Origin of the sequence: Mucilaginibacter phenanthrenivorans (genome assembly GCF_024721155.1) — a bacterium.
In the GTDB taxonomy this organism is placed as follows: Bacteria; Bacteroidota; Bacteroidia; order Sphingobacteriales; family Sphingobacteriaceae; genus Mucilaginibacter; species Mucilaginibacter phenanthrenivorans.
The window spans coordinates 57,277-83,363 of the sequence record NZ_JAHVAP010000015.1 but is presented as its reverse complement, the minus strand read 5'-3'; the positions used below and the strand labels follow the sequence as shown (position 1 = coordinate 83,363).

The following is a 26,087-nucleotide window of genomic DNA, read 5'->3' as shown; positions in this document are numbered from 1 at the left end:
ACTGCGCAGGCTTTAAGCGCTAGGCCGGTATCCGCGACAATCGCTAACGTAACTTTTGGGTAACCATAAGCTCGAGTTATTGCACACCATGTGCATTTTGGCACATTGGCTAACTCAGCGCGGGCCACAAAGCGAGAACGGTTATGCGATAGCGAGCGCTTTCTATAACGCCCCTGTGGAAATTCATAAAACACAAAAGTGCTATTTCTTTAATCCAATTGTTTTAATAATTCCGCAGCTTCTTTATTATTTCCGTTTTCTTTAAGGGCCTTTTGCAAATAGGGTTTGGCCTTTTGCGGCTGCTTTAGCAACATATAATTTTTAGCTGTATAATAATTGGCCATATCATTGGCGGTACCTGCTTCGTTAAGCAGGTAGGTTTGTAAATATTGCAGTCCCTCCCGCACCTTATAGTTATTTATGGCCGAGAATTTGCCCAGATTGTAATAAGCTTCCCCGTCTTTTGGCACATATTTATTGTTGGTTTTAGCCAGCGCCAATGCCTGCTGCAAATAGGCCCAGCCTTTTTCCGGCTCATTATCATAAACATTAAAAGCCAGGTAATTGTAACAGGCCATTAAATTGCCGGGGCCTATATTCTGTTCCATTTCCTCCCTGGTAATTTTTTCAATTGCCTGCTCAAAATAATTCCGCGCTTTGTCTTTAAGCTTTAGCTGCAGGCAAAAACTGCCAAACTGCATCAGGTTCCAGCCTTTTAAACGGTTGCTGTTAAAATAGGTCAATACGCTTACCAGGCCGGCAGAATCTTTGTTCGTCACCGCTTCATGGGCAAAGGGCGAATAAAATGTGAAATTTTTCTCCGGCTCAATGCCATACATTTCTTTAATTCTTCCAGTAACTGCCTGCAGGTCCTTTACAACATCTTTTTCATCTTTACCGGAGTAAGGGGTATAAAACTGGTAGACGTGCTCTGCAGCAAACTCAATTGCCATGGTTAGGATATTGGTATGGTTGGTACGGGCAAGGCTGTCGTACCTGAAAAAGAACTTGGTGGTATCAAGCTGCGCAACTTCCTTTTTTATTTCTTTGGCATAGTCGCGCCTCCGCGGCAGGTCATTCTCGCCCACAGCGGTATAATAAAAGGTAAAAGCATGATTGTAGTAAGCTTTAGCATTCGCCGAAAGGTGGAACGGCGGATGTTCTACACCAATTTTTTCGGGAGCCAATAGTATGTAGCCGTTAAACATTCCCGGCTCATTTAAAAAAATGTAATTGCCAAAGCTGGAAGCAAATGAATGGCCAATATAGGTCCTGAAAGCGGATGTGTTATATTTTTTTTCAACCACAGGGATCAACTCTTTCTTCATAAAATCAACAAAGTGTAACCCCTCCTTACTTAAAAGGCCGGTGTCATAGCTGTATCCCATCCGCTCCATACTGGCGTTAATCACGACGATAACACTATTAGGCATGGCATACCTCGCCTTTCTGAAATAGCTGATCTGTGCAGCAAGATAGTCGCCATTCATCATCCCATAGTTTATCGCATAAATGGCTGGGTGTTTGGTGTTATAATCCCAGCCTTCCCAGTCTGCAGGAAGATATACCGTATATTCAACTGTATCACTTAACGAGGCGGCATACAATTTTTCCTTAATTGGGTTTTGTGCAAAAGCCTGGCCGGTAAAGAGTGGGAATAAGAGGAATAACAATAAATATTTCATAGTCGTTGATTGATTAATCAAAATAAATTGATAACCACCAACTCCAATTGTATTTTTCGGACAATATTTATTCCCTGATAAACTTAAATATCAAGCGGTCATCGGCCAGTTTTGTAATGGAGTCAAAAAAACGGGAAGGATTTTCCCCCGTAATTTCACGGTACACCTTAATAAAGTAAGCCTGATCATAAAAATTGCTTTTATAGCCGATCTCAGTCAACGACCCAAATTGCTGGCTGAACAACTTATTGTTAAGGGAATGCCTGAAACGTGCAATTTTCCTGAAGGCAACCGGTGATATGGCAAAGTGTTTATGGAAAAGCCGGTTAAAAGTCCGGTCGCTTAGCATCAGGGAGCTTGCTATTTCGGCTATGGTGTATTCATGGTCGAAATCAGTAAGCATTTTTAATGATCTTTCAAGCAGCGGCTCTTCAATCAAAGGCCTGTACTGCGCTAACAGGAATTTCTCCAATAAACGCAGGCGTGCAACGGGGCTGCCGCTCTCAAAAAATGCCTGCATGAAAGTGTTGTATGAAGGATGGTTTTGCCAGTTGGTAAATACTTGAGATGGTTTCGGTGCAACTTCATCAAGTGTTGGTTTTATAAAATGGTTAAGGCCAAGCGGTTTAAAACTGATGGTTATTTTATCAAGCCGACCCTGCAGTTTCACAAAGATCGGGACGTTGTATTTACCCTGAAGTATGCACAGGTAATCGTTACCTGGATCATTTTTCACACTGATCGTATGGCCATCAATAGCACAGGAAACGCTTTTATGGATATTTAATGAATAAGCCACATTTGGAAAAGAATAGTAGCTGCTGTAAAAACTATCATCATCAGTTTTTAAAAAATAATAGTAGTCAATATACTTTTTCAGCAATGGGTCTTCCGGATAAAAAGTATGTAATTGCTGATTGTTCATTTGCCGGCTTAATTTATAATGCCAATTTAATAATAAAACTCATAAAGCCATTTGCAATGAAAAATGGGTAATGCATCTGTTTGAATTTTATTTTCTGTTTACACAAGATTTCTATGCGGGAACATCGTGCGAAAGCCCGAATTTACTTAACACGCATTAGTTCTTCCTGTTAAATTATGTTAAAACCCAACAATTAACCTACAAGTAATTTCCGTCCCAGCAGGGTCTCTCGCAGATTTAAGTTAACCCATAAAATCAAGGGCTGTTATTTGCATAACTAAAGCCAATCATTAGGGACTGAAAAAACGAATAACCTTTCCAAAGGGTTTGCCACCCTGGCAAGCCCTTGTTTTTCAGTCCTTGATTTTATGGGTTAACTTAAACTTTCAGGACCCCCTGCGAACACTATACTTGCGAAGACTATACTTTAAACATCAGTTTTGATGGGAATTGTTTGAAGATGCAGGGCCCATTTTTCAAGCGTATTAACCAAATCGTCCAATTTAAATGGCTTGCTTACATAGTCGTCCATGCCTGCGTCCATACAAATTTTCACATCGGCCTCAAGCGCGTTGGCTGTCATCGCTATAATAACAGGGCGGCCGGGGAAACGTTTTTTTATTAATTGCGTGGCTTCCAGTCCGTCCATTTTGGGCATCTGTACGTCCATTAAAATAATATCATATCGTGTTTTGTTGACAAATTCCAGGGCCTCCAGGCCATCTGTTGCCAAATCGGCTGCATACCCTAATTTGCTCAAAATTTTCATTATCAATTTCTGGTTCATCAGGTTGTCCTCGGCAACAAGAAGCTTCAACGGATATTTTTGCGAAAAGCTACCGGGTAACTTTTGTTGTGAAATGCCAGGCTGTACCGGCCTGTTTAATGTTGGATCCCCCTGTTTACTGAGTTCCTCAATAATGTACCTGGCTAAAATATGCTGCTTGGCCGGCTTGGTTAATATGGAACAGAAAAGGCCGGGATTATCTTTATGATAAATGTAGCCTATAGAGCTCAAAAGCATGATTGGCAGGCGCGGGGATTGTTTACGAATTAAAGTTGCCAGTTCAACACCATCCATAAACGGCATTTGCATATCGGTAATAACCAGGCTAAGATCATCGTTTTGTGCTAATAAATGCAGCGCCTCTTCGCCGCAATGGGCTATTACCGGGTTTAGCTTCCATTGCTCAAGCTGGGTTTTTAAAATTCTGCAGTTGGTGTCATTGTCATCAACTATCAAAATTTTACTGTTTTCAAACCCATTCATATCATGGATAACATAAGTTTGATCAGTCAGTGCGCTTTTTTGTGTATTGATGGAGAAATAGAATGTGCTTCCTTTGCCAATTTCGCTTTCTACACTAATTTTTCCACCCATTAGCTTTACCAGTTGTTCACTTATCACCAGGCCTAAGCCTGTACCACCGTATTGACGTGTTGTTGACGAATCAACCTGCGAAAATGCTTTAAACAACCGGTGCAGCTTATCCGCAGGAATGCCAATCCCCGTATCCCTTATCTCAAACCCCAGTTCAATCTGGTCATCATCTAAAACCCGGAGTAAATGTACGCCTACAAAAATCTCCCCCTTTTTGGTAAACTTGATGGCATTGCTTATCAGGTTGATCAGGATCTGGCGAAGCCTTAAGCTATCGCCGATTATTTGAGCGGGTACATCAAAATCTATCTGGTAAACCAGGTCCAATTCAGACTTGCCGACCTTTATGGCAAATACATCAAAAACCTCTTCAATACAGGTACGCAAACTGAAGTCTTTTACCTCCAGTTCCATATTTCCTGATTCGATTTTGGAAAAATCTAAGATATCGTTGATTACGGTCAGCAGGTCTTCCCCGCAAATTTGTATAGATTCGGTAAACGTTCGCTGCTCGTCGTCTAACGGGGTTTCTGCAAGTAAGGAGGCCATTCCGATCACCCCATTCATAGGTGTTCTGATCTCGTGGCTCATGGTAGCTAAAAATATACTTTTGGCCTTGTTAGCCTCTTCTGCCTCAAGCGCCGACTTTTTTTCAACCTCGATGGCACGGGCCAATTCTTTTGTCCGTTCTTTAACCTGGCGTTCCAGCTCTGTTTTCTGTTTCCTGATGGTACGGGTGCGGATGAAGTAAAATGCAGGCCCGCCGCCAATAATAATTAAAACAGCGACCAGTTTAAACCACCAGGTGAGCCAAAAAGGAGGCTTAATATTAATGATGATAAATGTGTCTTTGCTGTTCCATTTTCCATCGTTATTTGATGCCTTAACCCTGAATATATATTGCCCGGGGTCCAGGTTGGTGTAGGTGGCCGTTCGTTTATTGCCAACATAGTTCCAATTTTTATCAAAGTTTTCCAACTTATAAGCATATTGGTTTTTTTCGGGGTTGATAAAGTTTAAGGCTGCAAATTCAAATGTAAATACTGATTGTTTGTAGGAAAGAGTTATAGTCTTTGTTTCTATAATATCTTTTTGAAGCGGAGAGTTTTCGCTTCCTGCTGTTACCTGTTTATTGAAGATCTGAAAATCTGTAATATAAACCGGTGGGATAAAAGTATTATCCTTCAGGCTGTCAGGATAAAAGCTGCTAAAGCCATTTATACCGCCGAAAAACATTTGTCCGTCTGCAGTTTGAAAAGCAGAATGGCCTTTAAATTCGTCTCCCTGCAAGCCATCAGATATGCCATAGCTCCGTACAGTTTTAGTTTGCGGATTAAACCTGGCGATCCCTTTATTCGTGCTTAACCAGAAATTCCCCTTCCGGTCCTTTAAAATCGCATAGATCACACCATTGGGCAACCCTTCTTTTTCGGTATACGAAGTAAATGTTTGGTGCCGTTTATCAAAATGATTTAAGCCTCCTCCGTTTGTACCCAACCAGATCTCGCCTTTACCGTCTTCCACAACACACTCTATCGTATTATTTGAAATGCTTTGCTTGTTTTCCTCGTTATGGCTGTAATGCGTAAAATGACCGCTTTTAGGATCAAACAGGTCAAGGCCACTATCTGTGCCTATCCACATGTTACCTTGTTTATCCTGGAATACGGTAGTGACAATATCGTTGCTGATGCTGTTGCTATTTTTAGGATCGTTTTTATAATGGGTAAAATACCCGGTTTTTACATTGTAAAAATCAAGCCCCCCCGTCCAGGTCCCCAGCCATATGTTGCCGTCCCGGTCCTTGTACATATTATTGATATCTGAAATGGAAAGGCTGTTCGGATTGTTTGCCTGCGGCATATGGTGTGTAAAAATCCCGGTTTTTTTATCGAACAGATCAAAACCGCCAACGTGGTAGCCAATCGCCATAAGATTTTTATCCAGGGGGACGATCGCCATCACATAATTATTACTTATGGTATTGGTATTATTATCATCGTGCTGGTAATGAACAAAGCTTTTGTTCTTCCTGTTAAAAAAGTTCAGGCCGCCGCCATCGGTGCCGATCCAGATGTTTTCTTCGCCTCCGTCTCCCCATATCGATAAAACATTATTATTGCTTAAGCTATTGGGATTGTCTGGGTTTTGGCGGTATGTACTGAATTTATCACCAAATCCCGACAAAAAATTAACGCCGCCCGAATAGGTACCTATCCAGGTATTTCCTGTATCATCCTTATATATGCAATAAACAGAATTACTGCCAAGGCTGAAAGGGTCATTTGCATCGTATTTGTAACAAACAAACTTATTATCCGGGTAATCAAATACACTTATGCCGCCATTTTCGGTACCTATCCACAGTTTCCCATCGCCGTCCTCCAGTATGGAAAGAATATCATTATGACAAATGCTATTGGCGTTCTTCGGGTCGTTTTTAAAATTTATAAACGAGTCGCTTTTACTGTTATACAATGCCAGGCCGCCACCGTGTGTTCCTGCCCATATATTGCCTTTCCCGTCTCTATATACAGCCTTTATCCAGTCAGAACTAATGCTTTTAATATCTCCCGGGTTATGAACATAACGGACAGACTTACCATTTGCAGGGTTAAAACGATATAAGCCGTCATCCGAGCCTATCCAAAGCCAGCCATCATTATCTTCGGTAATTTGAGAGATCAAATAGGTAGTTAAACCATTGGCCTTATTGTCAAAATGAGGCCTTGATGCGCCTCTTGCGGAATCAAATAAATACAGGCCCCGGCTTGTGCCTAACCAGGTCCTTTTCTTGCTATCCTCAAAAATAGCGCTGACCTTATAAGTTAAATGGTTATTTGAATAGTGGATAAAGCTTGTCCCTTCCCTGTCAAATCTATCAAGGCCGCTATTGGTTCCGATCCATAAATTTCGATCATGGTCCTCCAGTATAGCTAACACGTAGCTATCAATAATGCTCGCCTTGTTTTTCTGGTCGTGTTTATAATACGTAAACTTATAACCGTCGTACATGTTCAGGCCATCTTCTGTGCCGAACCACATAAACCCCCTGCTGTCTTTAATAATGGTACTAACATGGCTTTGGGAAAGCCCTTCATTTGTCGAAAGCCTTATAAATTTCGGACTTTGTGCTTGTGCATCAGATAAGCCCGGACAAAGCAGATATAACCAGGAGATAAAAAGTAATAGTTGTCTCATTTTGTTGTATCACTGCTTTCCGGAGAAAGACGCTTCATAAATAACTTATACCTAAATGCGGATATAGTTCCAAATAATCAAAAGATCCATTTGTAACCCTTGCAGTAATCCATTTGGTTTTGTTTTTATTGGATAAGGGGAAGGCAAAAACCATCGGTTTATCTTTATAAATCTTATGCTCTTTATTTATATAAAGATAAGGTAATGATTTTGGATAAATTACCACTACTTTATCTTATAAATTCGAATACTGCAAAAAGTTAAAATCAGCACCTGCTATGTTTAAGGCGCTTTTTAACACTCATAATAATTCCTGAGAATATATTGTATTTTAAGTTAATCTTGATTGCCACTTATACGATATTTAACGAAAAATTGTTTCGTTAAATGCTTTTTTATTAAATATTCGGCAATATCCATAATTTTACCAGTGATAATGAATAAGAGCTTTCTTTTTTCGTTTGGGAATGTAGCTTAATTAAAAAAAAGCTGCGCCAAATCCCCCTGGCCTCAACTACTGGCCCGAAAATTGCCCGCCCCACCATATGTATTTAAATATCATGAAAACCATAAAAGCCGATCCAATTACCCTTAATGCCGAAATCGGGCAGTGCTTGTCCGTTGTTGGCGATACTTACCGCATCCTTGTTTCCGGCAAGGAAACAGGCGGCGCATTTGCCACTATTGATATGCTGATCCCCCCTAACGGCGGCCCAGGTCCGCACGCACATGCCGATTTCCAGGAGTCGTTTTATATCGTCGATGGCGAGATTGAGGTAAAGAGTGAAGCTGGAACCTACATCGCCAAAAAAGGTTCGTTTGTAAGCATCCCTAAAGGCGGCATGGTGCACTGTTTTAAAAACAAAACGGATACATTGGCACACATGCTCTGCACGGTAGTTCCAGCCGGACTGGAAGAAATGTTTTTAGAAATCGGCCAACCCGTTGAACCCAACACTTTTCTCCCGCCACCAGAAATGAATGAGGAAGCAATAAAGAAATTATTGGCCGTTGCTGAAAAATACGGGCAAAAGGTTTATCCGCCGGATTTTCTGGGATAAGTGATTAGTGATTAGTGATTAGTGATTAGTGATTAGTGATTAGTGATTAGTGATTAGTGGGAATTGCTTTGAGAACGGTTTGTTTTAATTGATGAGCATTTTTCTACCTCTTTCCGCGCAGCGAAGAGAGGTCGGACAACGCAGCGTCTCCGGGTGAGTCAACTCTGCGCCCTGCTTATGCAACCCACTTCCCGCCTACCTCCCAAAAAAATCCACCCACAATTCACCACTCATTATTCACCCATTTCGCCAAATTTCATTACCTTGCCTCAATAAACGCTACCCCAACATGAAGTTTATAAAGGCTGCCATCTCTATAATTATTACAGTAACAATAATTGTCGCCCTGGAAACAAAGATCGGCGAGATTCCGGCTCTTGGTGTGCTGCTTAACCCATCAACAGGGTTTTGGCAAAATGCTGAAAGCAGGAACATCCTGCCAACTGAAAACTTAAAGATCGATGGCTTGCGCGATCCGGTGATTGTGCGCTATGATGAGCACCGCATCCCCCATATCTTTGCTAAAAACGATCACGATCTATACTACGCACAGGGCTTTATAACCGCCCGCGACCGCCTGTGGCAAATGGACATTCAAACCCGCAGCGCTTCAGGCCGGCTTTCGGAGGTTGTTGGGCCTAAGGCCCTGGAGATTGACCGCTACCATCGCCGCATGGGCATGGTTTACGGTGCCGAAAAGGGATTGAGGGGCGTTATGGCCGACCCGCAAACCCGCATGGTGGTTAACGCTTATACCGACGGTGTTAACAGCTATATCCACAGCCTGTCGCCCAAGAGCTACCCGCTTGAATTTAAGTTATTGGATTATGCACCTGAGGACTGGAAACCCATCAACTGTATATTTCTTTTAAAGCTGATGTCGGAAACTTTGGCGGGAGGATCGGATCAGTTTGCCATGACCAATAACCTTCGCGTTTTTGGGGCTAAGGATGTGAACGATCTTTTCCCCGATTACCCGTTTAATGAGAGCCCGATAATCCCCGTGGGAACCAAATGGAACTTCAAACCGTTACCTATTCCAAAACCATCAAAGGATTACGTTGCCGAGATGACCGAAAATATAAAACCACGCGAAAAGGTGGATGGCATCGGCAGCAATAACTGGGCGATCACGGGCAGTAAATCCGCAACGGGTTACCCTATTTTGGCTAATGACCCGCATCTGAATTTAACCTTCCCGGCTATCTGGTATCAAATCCAAATGTCGTCGCCAACGGTGAATGTTAACGGGGTATCGCTTCCTGGGGCGCCTTGTGTGATTATTGGCTATAACCAAAAAATAAGCTGGGGCGTTACCAATGTTGATGCCGACGTGCTGGACTGGTACCAGGTAAAATTTAAGGACAAAACCAAAAACGAGTACTGGTACAACAACAAATGGAACCCGGTTAAGAAACGGATTGAAGTTATAAAAGTGCTGGGGATGCCGGATGAAATCGACACCGTTTTGTATACCCATCACGGCCCGGTTGTGTACGAAACACCGGCTAAAAAGCCTAAAGGAAACTTTGAAAACATCCCCGTTGGCGATGCTTTGCGTTGGATAGCGCACGATGAGTCGAATGAGTTTATGACCTTTTACCTGCTAAATCGCGGCAGAAATTATGCCGATTACCGCGATGCGCTTACCTATTTCAGCGCTCCTGCACAAAATTTCATTTTCGCGAGTAACGATAATGACATCGCCATAACACCGAACGGTAAATTCCCTTTAAAATTCAAGGAACAAGGCAAATACATAATGGATGGCAGCGACACAACCAACGACTGGCACGGCTGGATCCCGGCTGATCAAAACCCTACCGTTAAAAACCCTCCAAGGGGCTTTGTAAGCTCAGCCAATCAATCGTCAACCGATCCATCCTACCCATATTATATCAACTGGCGGTATGAACAATATTACCGCGGCAAACGCATAAACGACAGGCTTGGCGCGATGCAAAAGGCCACCGTGGATAGTATGCGCCTGATGCAAATGGACAATTACAGCATTTTAGCCCAGGATGTATTACCAACCATGCTCAAATACATCGACCCAACAAAACTGAGCGATGACCAGGCAAAGGCATTTACTATAGTTAAAAAGTGGGATAAGCATTACGCAGCAAATTCCGTTGGCGCCAGCATTTTTAACAATTGGTGGGGCAATTTTTATAACCTGGTGTGGACAGATAATTTTTCGGTAAAAGGCACCTATCTGAAATACCCGTCGTTTGATCGTACAGAAAAACTATTATTAACCGAGCCAAATTCAAAATGGTTTGATGACGTACATACCGCCGCAAAGGAAAGCTGTGCGGATATGATTAATCACGCATTTTATAATACAGTAGACGACCTGGTACGCCTGCATGGCAAAACGCCGGGCGATAAATGGCAATGGGGCGTAGTAAAGCAAACTTATATCAATCACTTAGCCAGTTTACCAGGCTTTGGTACCGGCTTGTTTTCAGCCGGTGGCAGGGGTGGTGTGATAAATGCCCTACGCGACAATAACGGCCCGTCATGGCGCATGGTAGTACAAATGGGGCCAACGGTTAAAGGCTTTGGTGTTTTCCCCGGCGGAGAATCAGGCAACCCGGGCAGTTTTTTTTATAAGGATATGTTTGAAACCTGGCGGGATGGTAAGCTGAATGAGTTACTATTTTTGAACTCAGCAGAAGAGAAATCGGATAGAATAAAATCGACTTTGACGTTGGGTGTGAAGTAGTGATTGGGGTTCAGAGAGTAGAGACCAGTGGTTAGAGATTAGTTAAAATAAAATTTGTCATTGCGAGCGATAGCGCGGCAATCGCGAACTTTGCAGAGCGGATAGAAAAATAAAGAACCTGCTTAACGATCTGCGCAGCGACGAGGTTGCTTCGTCGTTCCTCCTCGCAATGACAGGAAGTAGAATAAAAAATAAATAGGATTATGCTATTTTTCATCATACTGATATTATCATTTGCCAGCGGTTACTTTTTGCCCTGGTGGGTTGTGGCTATAGCCGCATTTTTACCGGCCTTGTTCATCGGCAAAACACCGGCGCGGTCATTTTGGTCGGGCTTTGCAGGGGTGTTTATTGTTTGGACGATATTGGCGCTTTTTAAAACCGTACCAAATGATAACATGCTGGCCAAACGCATGGCAGGACTGTTCAACTTACCAAACTGGGTGCTACTGCTTATCATCACCGCATTAATAGGTGGAATTGTTGGGGGGATGTCGGCATTATCTGGCGTGCTATTAAAAAAAGCTTTTAGTAAAAGTTAAAATAAGTATAACTGATGCTTACTGAAGACGAAATAATCTCGACGCTTGACAATTCAAACGACCAGGCCACTTATAATCATTTCATTGAACTTGGGCACCCTTATATTTATTTAATAGACTGCCGTTTAAACATTTTCAGGGGCGATGATGACAGATGGGCAATTGTCGCCGAACGCCTCGGGTTTATTGATCGCGGCAGCGGGATAGAATTGGAAATTGCCTATTTTGGAAACTGCCTTCAAAACCTGCCGATCAGGGGAGGGCATGAAATGAAAAGTTATAGCATTAACCCTATCGATGAGGAAAGTTTCGCTGAATCTGCCGATGATATCGGTTTCAGCTTAAATCCGGATGCCAAATATTGGCTTGTGGGCGGCAAAAAAGTAAAACTGAGCACAAACCCGCAGGATTATATCGACAATGGTATCGAATTAAATGAATACGAAGCCGGCGAGATTGGCGTTCAAGAAGCCGCCCGACTTGCAATAATTAACGACAGCGAAGCCTTCATGGCTACCGATGAGCAACTATACGAATGTATTCCCGCGGATCTTAAAAAAATACTGGTGCTGGATGAATGGTACCACAAGGACTTTAATGGCTATTTAGCGCCTGAACTAACGCCAGGGCAATTGCGCATCACTTATGAGTTAAACAAAGAACGAATGCAGGGTATGAGCTTTGAGACATTCGTATTTATGACGGAACAAAAAGAAGCGCAAACCAGGGAAATGAATAAAACTGAGTGGGAAGAAAACCGGCCCGGCAGTTACGAAACCTGGCAACAACTCGCCAAAGTGATAGCGACCGGCGATATTTCGTTTTATAAGCCAACCCTACCCCCAAACACGCATTGGACAAACTGGCCCGAATCAGGCAGTTTGTAAATAACAAAACCCCGGCGACTACCAGGGTTTTGTTATTTAGCTTTCGCCTTTTTGCTTTAAGCTTTCTGCTTACAATGCGGCTAAAGATGCTTTCAACACTTTAACCGATTCCTTATTACTGCTGCCGATATCGAAAATCTCCTTGGAACTTAAGTCGTTGCCGTAAAAATTAGCGTTTGCAGTTTTATCGATGGCCAAATTTGAACCGTTTATGCTTATACCTGCAAACAAGCCGCGGCTGCGTGAATAGGAGTAAACTTCAGCTTCCAGTTTGTAATCAGTATTAGCTGATGAACTCCGGCCAACAGGGCCGGCTGCTGCCGAAATATCGCCACCAATGGTAAAATCGCCGTTCTTCACTTTGGTTAATACTCCTTTGTGACGGAATACCAAAACCAAATCAACCGATTGTACGCCGATCTGCGCACCAATACTGCCGCCTGTCAGAGTAACAAAAACCGGATCGCTCCATTTTCCGTCGCCTAATTTTACCATGGCAACGCCCCTGCCCCTTTTACCGCCAACAACAAAACCAGCGTTGATTAATTTAGGGATAATAACGATGCCCTGGTATTCAGAGATCAGGTCGTGGGGGATGCTTTCCTTCATCTTGCCAAAATCGCGTAATACGTTCGATGCGCTGTGCACACGTTCGTTTTCCTTGCTGCCATCGGTAAATGCCGAGCCAACTATAAAGAAGATGCTCAGCATTACAGGGAGCATTAAAGCTTTTAATGTTTTCATGGGATGTGATCTTTAATATTAATTATAAAAATTAAGCAAATGTTACATTTATAACCCCAAAAATCTTTCCTTGTTTGTTTAATTTCTGTAAACTTTTGTCTGAATCAGAATTCACAGAATTATCGAATTTTCAGAATGTTAACCGGCATAATTAGTTTAATTCATAACGCTGATCTTGTAAATTCTTAAATTTTGTAAATTCTGATCTTATCTTTGCCCTGTGAACAAGCAGCAGGTATTTTCGATCAACAATAAACAGGCGTTTAATGATACTGCTTTACAGATCTTTAAATACCAGGCAGAAAATTGCAAGGTTTATCACGATTTTATAAAGGGATTAAGGATTGATGCCACGCAGGTTCAAACCATCCGGCAAATCCCCTTTCTGCCGATTGAATTTTTTAAATCGCACGAGGTCCTAAGTTCAGATAAGCCAGTTGAGGTTACCTTTACCAGTTCGGGCACCACAGGCACGATCACCAGCAGCCATTTGGTAACAGATGTTAGCTGGTATACCCAAAGCTTCCGTGATGCGTTCAGGCTGTTTTATGGCGATATAGAACAATATACTATCCTTGCCCTGTTGCCAGCCTACCTGGAACGCGAAGGGTCATCATTGATCTATATGGCTGATGACCTCATCAAACAATCAAAAAATGCGGACAGTGGGTTTTATTTATATAACCACCAGGAGCTTTTTATTCAGCTTAAAAAACAACAATCGATACAAAAACCAACGCTGTTAATAGGCGTAACCTTTGCCCTGCTTGATTTTGTTGAAGCTTATCAAATCAACTTCCCCGAATTGATAGTAATGGAAACAGGTGGTATGAAGGGGCGCCGCAAGGAAATGATTCGCGAGGAATTGCATAAGCAATTGTGTAATGGCTTTGGTGTTAAAGCCATTCATTCGGAATACGGTATGACGGAGCTGCTTTCACAGGCATACTCAAAGGGTGAAGGCATTTTTGACTGTCCGCCATGGATGAAGATCATTACAAGGGATACCAACGATCCGCTTGATCTTTTGCAGAACAACAAAGCCGGCGGCATCAACGTTATCGACCTGGCAAATATCAATTCCTGCTCGTTTATCGCAACGCAGGATTTGGGCAAGGTTTACGCAGATGGATCGTTCGAGGTTTTGGGGCGATTTGATAACTCGGATATAAGGGGTTGTAATTTGCTGATAGCTTAATTAAAGATCTATTTAGGTCGACATTATTGAACCGTTAGTTTATCTATCTGATTTTGCGGCTCCGTAGGAGCAAAATATTGGTAGAAAATCAACATTAGTATTTTAGCATGCCGTAGGTATGCAACGTATACTACATGTCCGGCGATGTTACGTACCTACGGCACGGATTTTTCTTTCGAATATTGTGCTACCAATATTTTGCCCCTAACGGGGCATAGGGAATCAACCTCAAAAACTTAACTTGCTACTAACATAATATTATTATTTTTGCACCATACTAACTAAGTATTGTCATGATCGAGAAATTTTTGAACGAAGAACAAGACCCAAAAGCTGTTGAAAAAATATACCTGCGCCTTGCCGACCTGCTCACAACGGGTGAAGAAATATTATATATTGCAGTTCAGAAAAAACCTATAGTAAACCTGTTTCCTGATTGCGTTGCTTTAACCAACAAAAGGATCTTATTTTTCACCCCTGCCAATCTCGGTTTAACCATAAAATTTGTTGATTTTGTTTGGAAGGACATCATCGACGTTTACACCAAGGAAGAGATCATTGGCGCTATATTCAGTGTAAAAACCACCAACGGCGCCGAAATGGGCGTTGATTACCTGCCAAAGGTACAGGCCCGTAAATTATACCAATACGCACAGGAACGCAAGGAATCAGAACGTGAAGCCCGCCGCCTGCGCGACCTGGAAGAAAAACGCGCAGAATCAGGCGCAATACAGTTTGAAAACGCGTCGCGTTTATCATCGCAGCATCCTGTTACACCAGTTTTAGCAACTCCTGAATCAGAACCAGTGCATATTCCGGAACCAGCACCTGCTCCGGCGCCTGTTGTACACGAAGCGCCCAAACCGGATGAGCTTACCGAAAAGCTAAAAAAACTAAGAATGTTGTTTGACAATGGGTTGATCTCGCAGGAAGAATATAACCATAAGAAGCTGGATTTGCTGAGCGACTTATAATAAGGAAGGTAATACTGGTTCCTGTCTATTATCCCAAAAGAACAGAAGGTCGATTGAGGTTTCCTTGACAAGGTAAAATAAAGAAGTTTGTTTTGTAATTAAGCCAATCCTGACATTTTCGTCGATGCTGGAAGCCTTGAACATAAGCGGGAATTCAGCTATGAGCGAAATAGTTTTTTCTGCTTTTAATATAAATTTATCGGCTGATCGTTTTCCGAATCGTCCAAGAATAAAATTGTAAACCGATGACAAAGTTTCCTTTGACCTCGGAGTATAATAAATTTGCAGACTCATGCCAGATTTAGCATATCTCTAATGCCAGTATACGGTGTAAGCTTACCATCCTTTGATTCCTGTAATGACTCTTTTACGCCTTTAATTACATAATCGGGATAGATTTCTGCTTTCTGCTCAAAGGAAATTTTCATAGCCTTCATAACAGCCTTTAACGCAGCCAACTGTTCTTTGTTATCGGGGTAAACTATCAAAGCATCCATATATCAAATGTACAAATACTATATTTAATTAAAAAATCAAACCGGAAAACTATACTAATCTGCTGTCAAAATCAAAGGGCTCCTTGCTCAACACCTTAACCTTTTTCATATCGGGGTGTAATACATTTACCAGGTAATTATGCTCCATCGGCACGATGGACGAGGGCACCTTCAGCATCAAATGCCTTTTATTTTCCAGGAAATTATTTCCAATTTGTTTCAGGATCCGCGGCGGCGAAACATCTTTCCAGTTTCCTGGCAAGTCATCAACTAAAACCTGGCTGATGCTGCTACCAGGCACTTCCACTTCTACAAGGCAAAAATCATTAGGGATCATTAATGGCTGCAGATGCACCAGCACTTCTAACATAGCCAATGAACGGGATGAAGCAAGATATAATGCTGGTTTGCCTTCGCTATTCCAGCGGCCGCCATATAAACGACTCCACTCGCCGCTCAAATTGTCGGCATAAATACATTTTCCTATCCGGTAAAGTATCATCAGGAATTAAGCAAAAATGCCGTGTTCAATACGGCCAAGCTCCTTGAAAACCAAATCAAAACCTGCGGAGGTATCCAAAATGGTAACCGGGGCCTCGCCATTAAAGATAAGACTTGGTGCCTTTACCCATAATTTGAATTTATCAATGGAGCCAAATACTTCCTCACCGCGGGTATAAAGGCGGGCTAACTCAACGGCTTTCTCGGCGTATTCAGTTTTGATAAGATCATCATCATCGTAGCGTTGTAAAGTGCGCTCACTAATGTGCAGTATGTTGGCTAACTCCTGGATATTTAAGGAGATTTTTTTAGCAAGAGCAAGCAAGGTGCGCTTTGAAAAACCCTTGCGTGCTATGTTTATTAAATCAAAATCATTAGAAAACTTTAACGATTTAGTGCTTCCTAATAAATTATAAAAGGAATTGCCCTGGCTTTGGACAACATAAGCTACCATCGGCTCGCTTACGATGTCTGGCGTATCTTCATATTTTGACTTATGCGACATATGTACAAATATAATTACCTTTTGTCGCAAATTAAAATTATTCAGCAATAATTAAGAAATAATTTTTCTTACCTTTTTGCGCCACTAAATATTTCCCGCTTATTAATACTTCATGATTATAAATATCATCCGCAGAGTTGACCTTCAGTTTATTAATAGCAGTTCCTCCACCCTGGATCATTTTTTTTGCTTCGCCTTTTGACGGGAAAACAGTTGTATGTGCAGCTAACAATTCAACCACATTTACGCCTTGCTGCAAATCAGCCAAACTCACCTTAAAATTCGGTACACCCTCAAATAATCCCAGCACCTCATCGTCATTCAACTCACTTAAAAACTCAATGCCGATGTTTCCAAACAAAAATTCTGACGACTTGATCGCCTTTTCATAAGCAGCCTCACCATGTACACGGATCGTAATATCTTTTGCCAAAGCTTTTTGCAGTACCCTTAAATGCGGTGCAGCATCCTGTTCGGCTTCTAAAGCTTCAATGGTTTCTTTATCAAACAAAGTAAAGATCCTCACATAAGTTTTTGCATCCTCATCGCTTGTATTCAGCCAGAACTGGTAGAATTTGTATGGGGATGTTTTGGTTGAATCAAGCCAGATATTGCCGCCTTCTGTTTTACCGAATTTTGTACCGTCTGACTTCTTTATCAGTTGGGTAGTTAGTGCAAACGCCTCCCCGGCCCCCTTACGGCGAACAAGCTCGGTACCTGTTACGATATTACCCCATTGGTCGGATCCGCCCATTTGCAGTGCGCAGTTATGGTTTTTCCATAAATAATAGAAATCGTAGCCTTGAACCAGCTGGTAAGTAAATTCAGTGAACGACATGCCGGTTTCGCCCTCCAATCGTTTTTTAACCGAATCCTTGGCCATCATGTAGTTAACGGTAATGTGCTTGCCAACCTCGCGGATAAAATCAAGGAAGGTAAAATCCTTGAACCAGTCGTAATTATTTACCATTTGGGCGCTGTTTGCACCGCAATCAAAATCAAGAAATTTTTCAAGCTGGCCTTTTATACCTGCCAGGTTCAGCTGCAATACATCTTCCGACAGCAAATTACGTTCCTGCGATTTACCTGAGGGATCGCCAACCATACCGGTAGCACCGCCAACCAGCGCAAATGGCTTATGGCCAGCCCGCTGAAAATGGATCATGGTCATGATCTGCGCAAGGCTACCCACATGGAGCGAATCGGCAGTTGGGTCAAAACCTATATAACCCGATACCATTCCCTTATTTAACAGTTCCTCGGTTCCGGGCATAATATCATGCAGCATGCCCCGCCAGCGTAATTCTTCAACAAAGTTCATTATGTGTTCTATTTAAAGCCCGGTTGTAATCGGGACGGCAAATATAATAATATGATAACACCGATTTTGGATGATTTCACCGATTATTGAGCCGGTTAAAATGTCTGTGATCGGTCAAATCGATTTACAATCAGGGGAATCCCGATTTTTTTCTCTATTTTGGGTTGATCGCGATACTTGAAGAGGGCTACTATGAATTTTTTATCTCATTTTTATTTCGACCGGGAGTCTGACAATTGTTACCATATTTTGGGAACGATATTGCCCGATCTTTTGAAAAATGCTGATAAAACCGTAGTCCTCCATCCCGAAAAGCTTCACCATTCCGATAATGCAGTAAACTCCATCATCGCCGGCTGGAACAAGCACTTGGAGGTCGACCGGTATTTTCATTCGGACGAATTTTTCCTGCATCATTCGCATCAGCTAAAAAAACTACTCCTGCCCGCCATCGAGGGCTCGCCGGTAAAGCCATTCTTTTTGGGCCATATAGCATTGGAATTGATACTGGATAACCTGTTGCTGACCACTCAAAAAATAACAGTGGATGGGTTTTATGATCATCTCGACGGATGCCGGCTCCCCATTATCGACGAATTCTTAACTTTTGCAGGGCTGAAGGACACTTCGGTATTCAATAAATTTTACGCTGAATTCAAAAAAAGCCGTTACCTGTACACCTACTCAAAAACGGAACAAATAGCCTATGCCCTAAAACGCATATGTATGCGGGTATGGAACAATCCGTTTACACCGGAGCACGAAGCTGCTATTAATACAGTTTTGGTTAGCTATCGCGAAAGTTTACTGGATAATTTCATGTCTGTTTTTGATGGGATTGAAAGTAAGCTAACGATCGATTAATCCCATATCAATTTAAATTTCCTATAATTGACCATGGGAATTGCAATCCTTTTATTTTGTTTTATATCAATTTTCCTGTCATTAGGTATTTCAGCCAAAATGATCAGTAAAAAAGAATTGTTGATTGTAAGTGCGCTAAGCTTTTCAGCAATAGTAGTTTTCCTGGTAGAGGTATTGAGTCTGTTCCATCAGCTTAATTACCAGTTTTTATTAATAGGCTGGTCGGTAACCACCCTGGCATTGATCATATTTTTATACAGGAATAACCAGCGGACCCGCGATTTTACGTCAGATTTATGGATTGCAACCAGGCAAAAAATATCTGATCTAACTAAAGCCGACAAAGCGCTCTTTACAGCATCCACCCTTATCCTGGTATTAGTCTTTATAGCGGCAATAATATATCCGCCCAACAACTGGGACGCCATGACCTACCACATGGCACGAATCACAAGTTGGGTAAGTCATCAATCTGTTGCGCATTATCCAACTGATATCACCCGGCAGCTTTACCAGCCCCCCTTTGCCGAATATGTGATCATGAACTTCGGCATTTTATGCCGAAGCGATGTTTTCTCCAATCTTGTTCAATTCATTTCCCTGCTCTTTTCTGTAATTACAGTTGTATCAATAGTTGAGCAGTTCGGCTTGAACAGGCAATACAAGATCATCGCAATTGTGCTCTCGGTAACAATTCCAGAAGTTTTACTACAGGCGGGAAGCACGCAGAATGATATTGTGGTTGCTTTTTTTGTGTTAACAGCGTTCCTTTTTGCTGTGAAGACCATTAAGCAACCGATGTTTAAAAACTATCTGTGCCTAGGTTTAGCAACAGGTTTGGCATTGTTAACTAAGGGAACAGCTTATATATACCTGCCTCCGGTTCTTTTATTCTTTGGGATTATTGTGGTGATACAACTACTTAAAACCAAAAACTATTGGAGTTTAGGTTATTCGTTTGCGGCGATAGTTATCGTGATCGGCTTAAACTTTGGTCATTTTTCGCGCAACTACCAGCTTACGCATAATATCCTCGGCGTTGACAAGGCTGAATCAAACATGTACTCCAACCAGAAAATGAGCGCCGCCCTGCTGGCTTCCAGTATTGTTAAAAATGCGGGGATGCACACGGGTGTAATGCTTTTTAAACCCGCCGCCATTTTTTCAGATAAGGTTATCCATAGGTTGCACCAAATTGCCGGGCTCGATATCAATGATACGGCAGTAAACTACCGCAACCTAAAATACACTACAATAACGCTTACCACAGATGAAGAAGGATCACCAAACCCATTTCATTTTATATTGATCATCATTTCTACTGTGCTAATAATATACAACCTGCTTAATGGCAGGCGTAATGTAATAGTTACATCCTTATTGGCGATTCTACTGTTACAGGCCATATTTTTCTGCTATTACCTAAAATGGCAGCCCTGGCATTCCAGGCTGCACATCGAAATGTTTTTGATTGCGGTGCCGTTAATCTGTTATTGCTTGAGTTTGTATTCATGGTTCAGGAAGGCGTTTTACTGGCTTTCGCCATTGTTAATGATATATGCCTTATTGGTGGTGCTTCATACCGAAAGGCGCCCGTTTTCGAATAAGATGTTCCAGCCCGGATATCAGAAATATTTTATTGGCAACATCCCTATATATAATGAGTATAACAGCATTAATTCTATCGTTCAAAAATCATCTTATAAAAACATTGGATTAATTTTTGGCGTTGATGATTGGGAATACCCTTTATTTTCACGGTGCTTCAGCAGGCAACTCAATCCTTTATATATAGGCGTAAATAACTTCAGCAAATCAGCTAAAGCAGATATGGTAAAAATCGACTGTATAATTTCAACAACCGCCAACAAGCCGTTTATTGATTACGAAGGCAAGCGGTATGTAAATACATCTGTAAAAAATAAGATAATTTGGTTTTATAAATAAGAGTTTTACCAGGGTGCCTTCTAAAGAATCTCGCCAACAGGAATAATTAAATTGGGATTTACCGCCGTTTATAGTAGTCCCCAGGTGAAAAAACGCTGCTTAACCGTTAAAATGCCCTAAAAATCAGCATTTAACATCAAAATATTCTTTTCTAAATAAAATTAATATACCTACCTTTGCAGTCCCAATTAACAAATTGGGAAAAGGAGATAATTTATTTAATGGCAAAAAAACAGGAAGCAGAAAAAGAATTAAAAGCTAAGGAGGCTGAACTCGAAGTAGTTGGAGCAACTCCTCAGGAAAAAGAAACTATTGAATCAGAGGCTGATTCAAATTTCATCAATGAGATCAAATCAAAGATCACAGTAGCCCCGGCAGATTTCGATTGGGATGCTGATGAGAAAAAATTTGGTAATTACAGCGACAGTGATCGTGAGAAATTCGAGAAAATGTATGATGGAACTTTTAGCTCTATCACCAAAGGCGAAATCATCACCGGTACGGTTGTAAATGTTAACAGTAAGGATGTTGTATTAAATGTTGGATTTAAATCTGACGGTTTGGTATCAGTATCTGAGTTCCGTGATACACCTGATCTGAAGATCGGTGACACAGTTGAAGTATTTGTTGAGTCGCAGGAAGATGCTAACGGTCAGTTAGTATTGTCACGCAAACGTGCAAAAACTCAAAAATCATGGGAACGCATTAATTCTGCATTGGACAATGATGAAATCATCACTGGTTTTGTTAAGAGCAGAACTAAGGGTGGTTTGATTGTAGATATTATGGGCGTTGAAGCCTTTTTACCAGGTTCACAAATCGACATTAAACCTATCAGGGATTATGACGTTTATGTGGGTAAAACAATGGAATTCAAAGTTGTTAAGATCAACCACGAGTTTAAGAACGTAGTGGTATCGCACAAGGTGCTGATCGAAGACGATTTAGAAAACCAAAAAACCGAAATTGTTGCCCGTCTTGAAAAAGGACAGGTACTTGAAGGAACCGTTAAAAACATTACCGACTTTGGTGTATTCATCGACCTTGGTGGTGTTGACGGTTTATTACACATTACCGATATATCTTGGGGCCGCATAGAGCATCCACGCGAAATCTTAGCATTAGATCAGAAGATCAACGTTGTTGTTCTTGATTTTGATGATGAGAAAAAACGTATCGCTTTAGGCTTGAAACAACTTACGCCACACCCTTGGCAGTCACTGGATGAAGGTATCCAGATCGGCTCGAAGGTTAAGGGTAAAATTGTTACCGTTGCTGATTACGGCGCATTCCTTGAAATCATCCCTGGTGTTGAAGGATTGATCCACGTATCAGAAATGTCATGGTCACAAAACTTACGTAACCCACAGGAATTCCTGAAAGTTGGTGACGAAGTTGAAGCACAAGTGTTAACACTTGACCGCGACGAACGCAAAATGAGCTTAGGTATTAAACAATTAACTCCTGATCCATGGCAAAATGCTGCCGACCGCTACGCAGTTGGTACTCAGCATATTGCTACAGTTAAAAACATGACCAACTTTGGTGTGTTTGTTGAACTGGAAGACGGAATTGATGGTTTGATCCACATCAGCGACCTTTCATGGTCTAAAAAAGTAAATCACCCTAACGAATTCACTAAGGTTGGTGAAAAATTAGACGTGATTGTTCTTGAACTTGATGTTGAAAACCGCAAATTAAGCTTAGGCCACAAACAGCTTGAAGAAAACCCTTGGGATACCTTTGAAACTATCTTTACTATCGACTCGATACATGAAGGTACTGTATTGAAAGTAACTGAAAAAGGTGCAATTGTTGCTTTACCTTACGGTGTTGAAGGCTTCGCGCCAACCAAACACCTGGTTAAGGAAGACGGCAAGAGCGTTAAAGCTGATGAAGTTGCTGAATTCAAGATTATTGAATTTAACAAAGAAAACAAACGCATCGTTATCTCTCACTCACGCATTTGGGAAGAAGCCCGTGCCGAGCAACGTGTTCAGGAATTTGAATCCCGTAAAAAGGAAGCAAAATCTGCAAGCAACGCTGTGAAAAAAGTGAAGGACTCTGTTGAGAAATCAACATTGGGCGATCTTAGCGTATTGGCACAGTTGAAGGAGCAGATGGAAGGTGCTGAAAACAAAGCACGTAAAGCTACTACTACAACAAAGAAAGCTTCTGAAGAAGAAGCTGCTGAATAAGCTTTAAATAAATTTAAATCCTTTAAGCCCTCCCGTTTGCTCGGGAGGGCTTTTTTATGGTTAAATCCGCGAGTAAACCTGCTCCGTAGGAGCATCCTATCAACTTTATATAACTAATTCTATTAATTAGTACCTTTAAATATGCGGCAACAAATCAGCTATCTATTTAAACCCATCACTTGCGCTTTTTTAATCATTACCTCGGTTATAATTACGATGTTAGTTACCGCCGTCAACTTCAACGATTATAAGATACCTTACTTTTTAATAGTAATTATCCTGGCTACAATTTCTATTTTAAGCTTGATAAGCTGGTGGAATTTAATGCTTAACTACACGAGTGCCTGGAAGACATTTTCAATACTTCTGCGATCGACTAAAGTGATCGCATTAATAATTTTATTTTTGCTTACCACCTTTGTAACCCTGTTCTCGGTAGCAGTCATCGCAAATCCACCTCAATAAAAATTAAAAATGAGCGGAGAAACCGACATCAATACCTTATTAAGATCAATGACGCCCAAGCTAAACGAAGGCGATTATGTTTTTTGTACGATTGATACATTAGCTAATATCGATGTAAAAGAAACAATCAGCGTATTTAAAGAAGCAGAAGAAGGCTGGACAGTTATTCTTGCTAAAGACCTGGCTGATCATTTAAACCTAAGTTACTCCTACGTAGCAGCCTGGATAACATTAACCATTCACTCATCACTGGAAGCGGTAGGACTTACGGCAGCATTTTCAAACGCGTTGGCAGAGGAAGGTATTAGCTGCAATGTGGTGGCAGCGTTTTATCATGATCATATTTTTGTTGCGAAAAAGGATGCGGAGAGGGCAATGGAAGCGTTGAAAAGGCTATCGGACCAATAAATTATTACACTACGTCATTGCGAGGAACGAAGCAACCTCTAAACTATGCAGATCAGGGAATGAAAATATTGTGGTGAGCAGTAGGCGGCTGTAAGGTCACACCTGCATAAAGGTCCGTTGATTGTCCTACGTAGAGGTTGCTTCGTTCCTCGCAATGACGCGCGGAGAGAGGGCGGCGGCAGGGTCACATCAACATAAAGGTCCGTTGATTGTCCTGCGTAGAGGTTGCTTCGTTCCTCGCAATGACGCACGGAGAAAATCATGCTCCGGCGCCATTGCAATTAACGTTTATCTTCTACTTCAACTCCGGAAACTTTCCACCATCAAAAATACTTTTCTCGGCTGCGGTTTTTTCAACGTCCTGCCATTTGCGCGGGGCATCAATTGACAACAGCGTACCGCCGGTTTTACCGATCAGCACATCATCTTCAATGCGCACACCAATGTTCCACCATTTTTTATCACACGGACTACCGGCAGGAATATAAATCCCCGGCTCAACAGTAATAACCATCCCCGCTTTTAACGGAACGCCGTATCCGCCCTTATCGTGTACATCCAAACCTAAATGGTGCGATACACCATGCGGGTAATACTTACCTACTTCCTTCGCATCCTTAATAATTCCAAGGGCTATCAGCCGTGAGGAAAGCACTTCGCGGGTTTTGGTTTCCAGGTCGCCATATGGTATGCCGTCCTTACATAACTTAAATACTTCTTCCTGTGCATCGTATACTATCTGGTAAATGGCCTTTTGCTCTTCGGTAAACTTTCCATTAGCCGGGAAGGTACGGGTAACATCAGCACTATAACCATGGTATTCAGCACCCACATCCATCAGCACCAATTGGTTTTTAACTTCTGTTGCACTGTTTTCCTCGTAGTGCAGAATGCAGCCGTTGCCACCAGCACCAACAATTGGCGGATAACCTTCATCTTCTGCACCGTACTTTTTGTGTACATACAGCATAATACCTTCAAGTTCCCTTTCAGACATTTTTGGGGTAACGGCGCGCATTGCCTCCGCATGGGCAAAGCTCGAGATCTCAACCGACTTCTTCAACAAAACCAACTCCTCCGGCTGCTTAACACCGCGCAAATCAGTAGTATACTTGGTAAATAAAGCCAGTCCGGACGGGTTAGCTGCGATCTTTGCCTTAACATCCATCAAGGTAGCCGAATCCGGTTTGGCAACCAGTTCCTGGATCAGCGGATCATTTTTATAGGCTTCGCCATCCAATCGTGGCTTTATAAACGCCATGATCCGGTCGATATTTTTTGGCGTTGCATATTGGCCTATTATTCCCAGATCATTTAACAGGCGCTTATCTGTCTCCTTTATATCAGCCTTGGTTTTAAAGGTAGTAACCAGTTCCTTTAGGCTCCCTGCTCCGCTGCCTTCGCCAACTTCTTCCGGAATGGCATCATAAATAACGGTTTTGAATTTCTTAAAGTCGATAGGAAATTTGGCAAACTCTTCACTGTTGTAAACGCGCTTAAAACCCAGTTGAGCCTTAACACCGGCAACACCAAGCCGCCTGCCTGTCCATTGCTCCTGCGCCGGGTCGCGGTGACGAACAAATATCAGTTCGTTATAGCTGCTGTCGCCATCGGCTTGTACTTCCTTAAATACCAGCAAAACCGCGTCAGGCTCCTTGTATCCTGAAAAATAATACAGGTCCGGATTAGCATGGTAAACATAATTCACATCCTTCGAGAAAATCCTTTCAGGATAGGCGAATATCACGGCAACAGAATTTGCCGGCATCATATCGCGCAATGCCTGGCGACGACCGGCATGAAATGCGGGCGTCAGATAATCTGTGGGTAAACTTTGCGGGCCGTTATAATCCTGCGAAAATGCAGGCACAGTGCAGCAAGCAAGCGCCGCAACCAAAAAGCCTTTGGCTAAAAACTTCATAATAAATGGTCAGTTGAGTTAATTGTAAAAACGGGTTTAAGATACGACAAAATTTAATTCAAAAAACATTTCCAAGTTTTCCTACTTCGCTTCTTTCGGACTTTTCCGTCTTTCGGACTAAAAACACTAAT

Annotated in this window: 20 protein-coding genes; 10 read left to right on the top strand and 10 right to left on the bottom strand. The window is 41.9% G+C overall.

Annotated features, from left to right (window positions below):
• Positions 1–209 precede the first annotated feature (209 nt).
• From KXD93_RS26970 to KXD93_RS26960, 3 genes are all read right to left on the bottom strand, one after another.
• Positions 210–1,685 (bottom strand): alpha/beta hydrolase-fold protein, encoded by a 1,476-nt coding sequence (locus tag KXD93_RS26970; RefSeq protein ID WP_258140645.1) that lies wholly within the window; start codon positions 1,683–1,685, stop codon positions 210–212.
• A 67-nt stretch (positions 1,686–1,752) separates the two neighbouring features.
• Positions 1,753–2,610 carry a helix-turn-helix domain-containing protein gene (locus KXD93_RS26965; RefSeq protein ID WP_258140644.1) on the bottom strand — a complete coding sequence of 286 codons (858 nt, stop codon included), beginning with the start codon at positions 2,608–2,610 and terminating at the stop codon, positions 1,753–1,755.
• 427 nt (positions 2,611–3,037) lie between these two features.
• Positions 3,038–7,192 carry a hybrid sensor histidine kinase/response regulator gene (locus KXD93_RS26960; RefSeq protein ID WP_258140643.1) on the bottom strand — a complete coding sequence of 1,385 codons (4,155 nt, stop codon included), beginning with the start codon at positions 7,190–7,192 and terminating at the stop codon, positions 3,038–3,040.
• Positions 7,193–7,752: 560 nt separating this feature from the next.
• Between KXD93_RS26960 and KXD93_RS26955 the strand changes: the two genes are divergently transcribed.
• The 4 genes from KXD93_RS26955 (at position 7,753) to KXD93_RS26940 (ending at position 12,413) form a co-directional block, all read left to right on the top strand.
• Positions 7,753–8,253, top strand: coding sequence for a cupin domain-containing protein (locus KXD93_RS26955; RefSeq protein ID WP_258140642.1), 501 nt, complete (start codon positions 7,753–7,755; stop codon positions 8,251–8,253).
• 289 nt (positions 8,254–8,542) lie between these two features.
• A complete protein-coding gene (locus KXD93_RS26950; protein ID WP_258140641.1) occupies positions 8,543–10,984 on the top strand; it encodes a penicillin acylase family protein in 2,442 nt (813 codons plus the stop codon).
• 203 nt (positions 10,985–11,187) lie between these two features.
• The gene (locus KXD93_RS26945) at positions 11,188–11,526 is read left to right on the top strand and encodes a hypothetical protein (RefSeq protein WP_258140640.1); all 339 of its coding nucleotides are present in this window, start codon (positions 11,188–11,190) and stop codon (positions 11,524–11,526) included.
• A gap of 14 nt (positions 11,527–11,540) precedes the next feature.
• Positions 11,541–12,413, top strand: a complete 873-nt coding sequence (locus KXD93_RS26940; protein WP_258140639.1) for a DUF7003 family protein — start codon at positions 11,541–11,543, stop codon at positions 12,411–12,413.
• Between the two features lie 69 nt (positions 12,414–12,482).
• On the opposite strand, the gene KXD93_RS26935 is transcribed toward KXD93_RS26940, so the two are convergent.
• Positions 12,483–13,157, bottom strand: a complete 675-nt coding sequence (locus KXD93_RS26935) for a lipid-binding SYLF domain-containing protein (RefSeq protein ID WP_258140638.1) — start codon at positions 13,155–13,157, stop codon at positions 12,483–12,485.
• Between the two features lie 220 nt (positions 13,158–13,377).
• Here KXD93_RS26935 and KXD93_RS26930 point away from each other — a divergent pair, with 220 nt between their 5' ends.
• Both KXD93_RS26930 and KXD93_RS26925 read left to right on the top strand, forming a co-directional pair.
• Positions 13,378–14,355 carry a LuxE/PaaK family acyltransferase gene (locus KXD93_RS26930; protein ID WP_258140637.1) on the top strand — a complete coding sequence of 326 codons (978 nt, stop codon included), beginning with the start codon at positions 13,378–13,380 and terminating at the stop codon, positions 14,353–14,355.
• 293 nt (positions 14,356–14,648) lie between these two features.
• Positions 14,649–15,329: a PH domain-containing protein gene (locus KXD93_RS26925; protein WP_258140636.1), complete on the top strand. Its 681-nt coding sequence runs from the start codon at positions 14,649–14,651 to the stop codon at positions 15,327–15,329.
• On the opposite strand, the gene KXD93_RS30670 is transcribed toward KXD93_RS26925, so the two are convergent.
• Genes KXD93_RS30670 through tyrS form a run of 5 tightly spaced genes read right to left on the bottom strand, consistent with a single transcriptional unit; the run spans position 15,324 to position 18,153 of the window.
• Complete coding sequence (locus KXD93_RS30670; RefSeq protein WP_373417378.1) at positions 15,324–15,623, bottom strand: type II toxin-antitoxin system RelE/ParE family toxin; 300 nt, start codon at positions 15,621–15,623, stop codon at positions 15,324–15,326. The two genes, KXD93_RS26925 and KXD93_RS30670, sit on opposite strands and share 6 nt — an antisense overlap.
• Positions 15,620–15,826, bottom strand: a complete 207-nt coding sequence (locus tag KXD93_RS26920; protein WP_258140635.1) for a DUF2683 family protein — start codon at positions 15,824–15,826, stop codon at positions 15,620–15,622. The genes KXD93_RS30670 and KXD93_RS26920 overlap by 4 nt, the downstream gene beginning before the upstream one ends.
• A 49-nt stretch (positions 15,827–15,875) precedes the next feature.
• Complete coding sequence (locus KXD93_RS26915; protein WP_258140634.1) at positions 15,876–16,328, bottom strand: RES family NAD+ phosphorylase; 453 nt, start codon at positions 16,326–16,328, stop codon at positions 15,876–15,878.
• Between the two features lie 6 nt (positions 16,329–16,334).
• A complete protein-coding gene (locus tag KXD93_RS26910; protein ID WP_258140633.1) occupies positions 16,335–16,832 on the bottom strand; it encodes an Xre family toxin-antitoxin system antitoxin in 498 nt (165 codons plus the stop codon).
• Between the two features lie 37 nt (positions 16,833–16,869).
• A complete protein-coding gene (gene tyrS / locus KXD93_RS26905) occupies positions 16,870–18,153 on the bottom strand; it encodes a tyrosine--tRNA ligase (RefSeq protein ID WP_258140632.1) in 1,284 nt (427 codons plus the stop codon).
• A 192-nt stretch (positions 18,154–18,345) separates the two neighbouring features.
• Here tyrS and KXD93_RS26900 point away from each other — a divergent pair, with 192 nt between their 5' ends.
• The 4 genes from KXD93_RS26900 to KXD93_RS26885 all read left to right on the top strand — a co-directional run bounded on the left by KXD93_RS26900 (position 18,346) and on the right by KXD93_RS26885 (position 24,035).
• On the top strand, positions 18,346–19,017 hold the full coding sequence (locus tag KXD93_RS26900; RefSeq protein WP_258140631.1) for a hypothetical protein: 672 nt from the start codon (positions 18,346–18,348) through the stop codon (positions 19,015–19,017).
• Positions 19,018–19,050: 33 nt separating this feature from the next.
• Positions 19,051–20,964 carry a glycosyltransferase family 39 protein gene (locus KXD93_RS26895; RefSeq protein ID WP_258140630.1) on the top strand — a complete coding sequence of 638 codons (1,914 nt, stop codon included), beginning with the start codon at positions 19,051–19,053 and terminating at the stop codon, positions 20,962–20,964.
• Positions 20,965–21,185: 221 nt separating this feature from the next.
• Entirely contained in the window at positions 21,186–23,162 is a 1,977-nt protein-coding gene (rpsA, locus tag KXD93_RS26890; protein WP_258140629.1) for a 30S ribosomal protein S1, read from the top strand.
• A gap of 474 nt (positions 23,163–23,636) precedes the next feature.
• Complete coding sequence (locus KXD93_RS26885) at positions 23,637–24,035, top strand: ACT domain-containing protein (RefSeq protein WP_258140628.1); 399 nt, start codon at positions 23,637–23,639, stop codon at positions 24,033–24,035.
• A gap of 295 nt (positions 24,036–24,330) precedes the next feature.
• Here KXD93_RS26885 and KXD93_RS26880 read toward each other — a convergent pair whose 3' ends face one another.
• The gene (locus KXD93_RS26880) at positions 24,331–25,956 is read right to left on the bottom strand and encodes an aminopeptidase P family protein (protein ID WP_258140627.1); all 1,626 of its coding nucleotides are present in this window, start codon (positions 25,954–25,956) and stop codon (positions 24,331–24,333) included.
• Positions 25,957–26,087 lie beyond the last annotated feature (131 nt).

Bases quoted from the DNA above. Each gene is read 5' to 3' on its own strand.
- KXD93_RS26970 (WP_258140645.1), bottom strand. From the start codon at position 1,685: ATGAAATATTTATTGTTATTCCTCTTATTCCCACTCTTTACCGGCCAG.
- KXD93_RS26965 (WP_258140644.1), bottom strand. From the start codon at position 2,610: ATGAACAATCAGCAATTACATACTTTTTATCCGGAAGACCCATTGCTG.
- KXD93_RS26960 (WP_258140643.1), bottom strand. From the start codon at position 7,192: ATGAGACAACTATTACTTTTTATCTCCTGGTTATATCTGCTTTGTCCG.
- KXD93_RS26955 (WP_258140642.1), top strand. From the start codon at position 7,753: ATGAAAACCATAAAAGCCGATCCAATTACCCTTAATGCCGAAATCGGG.
- KXD93_RS26950 (WP_258140641.1), top strand. From the start codon at position 8,543: ATGAAGTTTATAAAGGCTGCCATCTCTATAATTATTACAGTAACAATA.
- KXD93_RS26945 (WP_258140640.1), top strand. From the start codon at position 11,188: ATGCTATTTTTCATCATACTGATATTATCATTTGCCAGCGGTTACTTT.
- KXD93_RS26940 (WP_258140639.1), top strand. From the start codon at position 11,541: ATGCTTACTGAAGACGAAATAATCTCGACGCTTGACAATTCAAACGAC.
- KXD93_RS26935 (WP_258140638.1), bottom strand. From the start codon at position 13,157: ATGAAAACATTAAAAGCTTTAATGCTCCCTGTAATGCTGAGCATCTTC.
- KXD93_RS26925 (WP_258140636.1), top strand. From the start codon at position 14,649: ATGATCGAGAAATTTTTGAACGAAGAACAAGACCCAAAAGCTGTTGAA.
- KXD93_RS30670 (WP_373417378.1), bottom strand. From the start codon at position 15,623: ATGAGTCTGCAAATTTATTATACTCCGAGGTCAAAGGAAACTTTGTCA.
- KXD93_RS26920 (WP_258140635.1), bottom strand. From the start codon at position 15,826: ATGGATGCTTTGATAGTTTACCCCGATAACAAAGAACAGTTGGCTGCG.
- KXD93_RS26915 (WP_258140634.1), bottom strand. From the start codon at position 16,328: ATGATACTTTACCGGATAGGAAAATGTATTTATGCCGACAATTTGAGC.
- KXD93_RS26910 (WP_258140633.1), bottom strand. From the start codon at position 16,832: ATGTCGCATAAGTCAAAATATGAAGATACGCCAGACATCGTAAGCGAG.
- tyrS (WP_258140632.1), bottom strand. From the start codon at position 18,153: ATGAACTTTGTTGAAGAATTACGCTGGCGGGGCATGCTGCATGATATT.
- KXD93_RS26900 (WP_258140631.1), top strand. From the start codon at position 18,346: ATGAATTTTTTATCTCATTTTTATTTCGACCGGGAGTCTGACAATTGT.
- KXD93_RS26895 (WP_258140630.1), top strand. From the start codon at position 19,051: ATGGGAATTGCAATCCTTTTATTTTGTTTTATATCAATTTTCCTGTCA.
- rpsA (WP_258140629.1), top strand. From the start codon at position 21,186: ATGGCAAAAAAACAGGAAGCAGAAAAAGAATTAAAAGCTAAGGAGGCT.
- KXD93_RS26885 (WP_258140628.1), top strand. From the start codon at position 23,637: ATGAGCGGAGAAACCGACATCAATACCTTATTAAGATCAATGACGCCC.
- KXD93_RS26880 (WP_258140627.1), bottom strand. From the start codon at position 25,956: ATGAAGTTTTTAGCCAAAGGCTTTTTGGTTGCGGCGCTTGCTTGCTGC.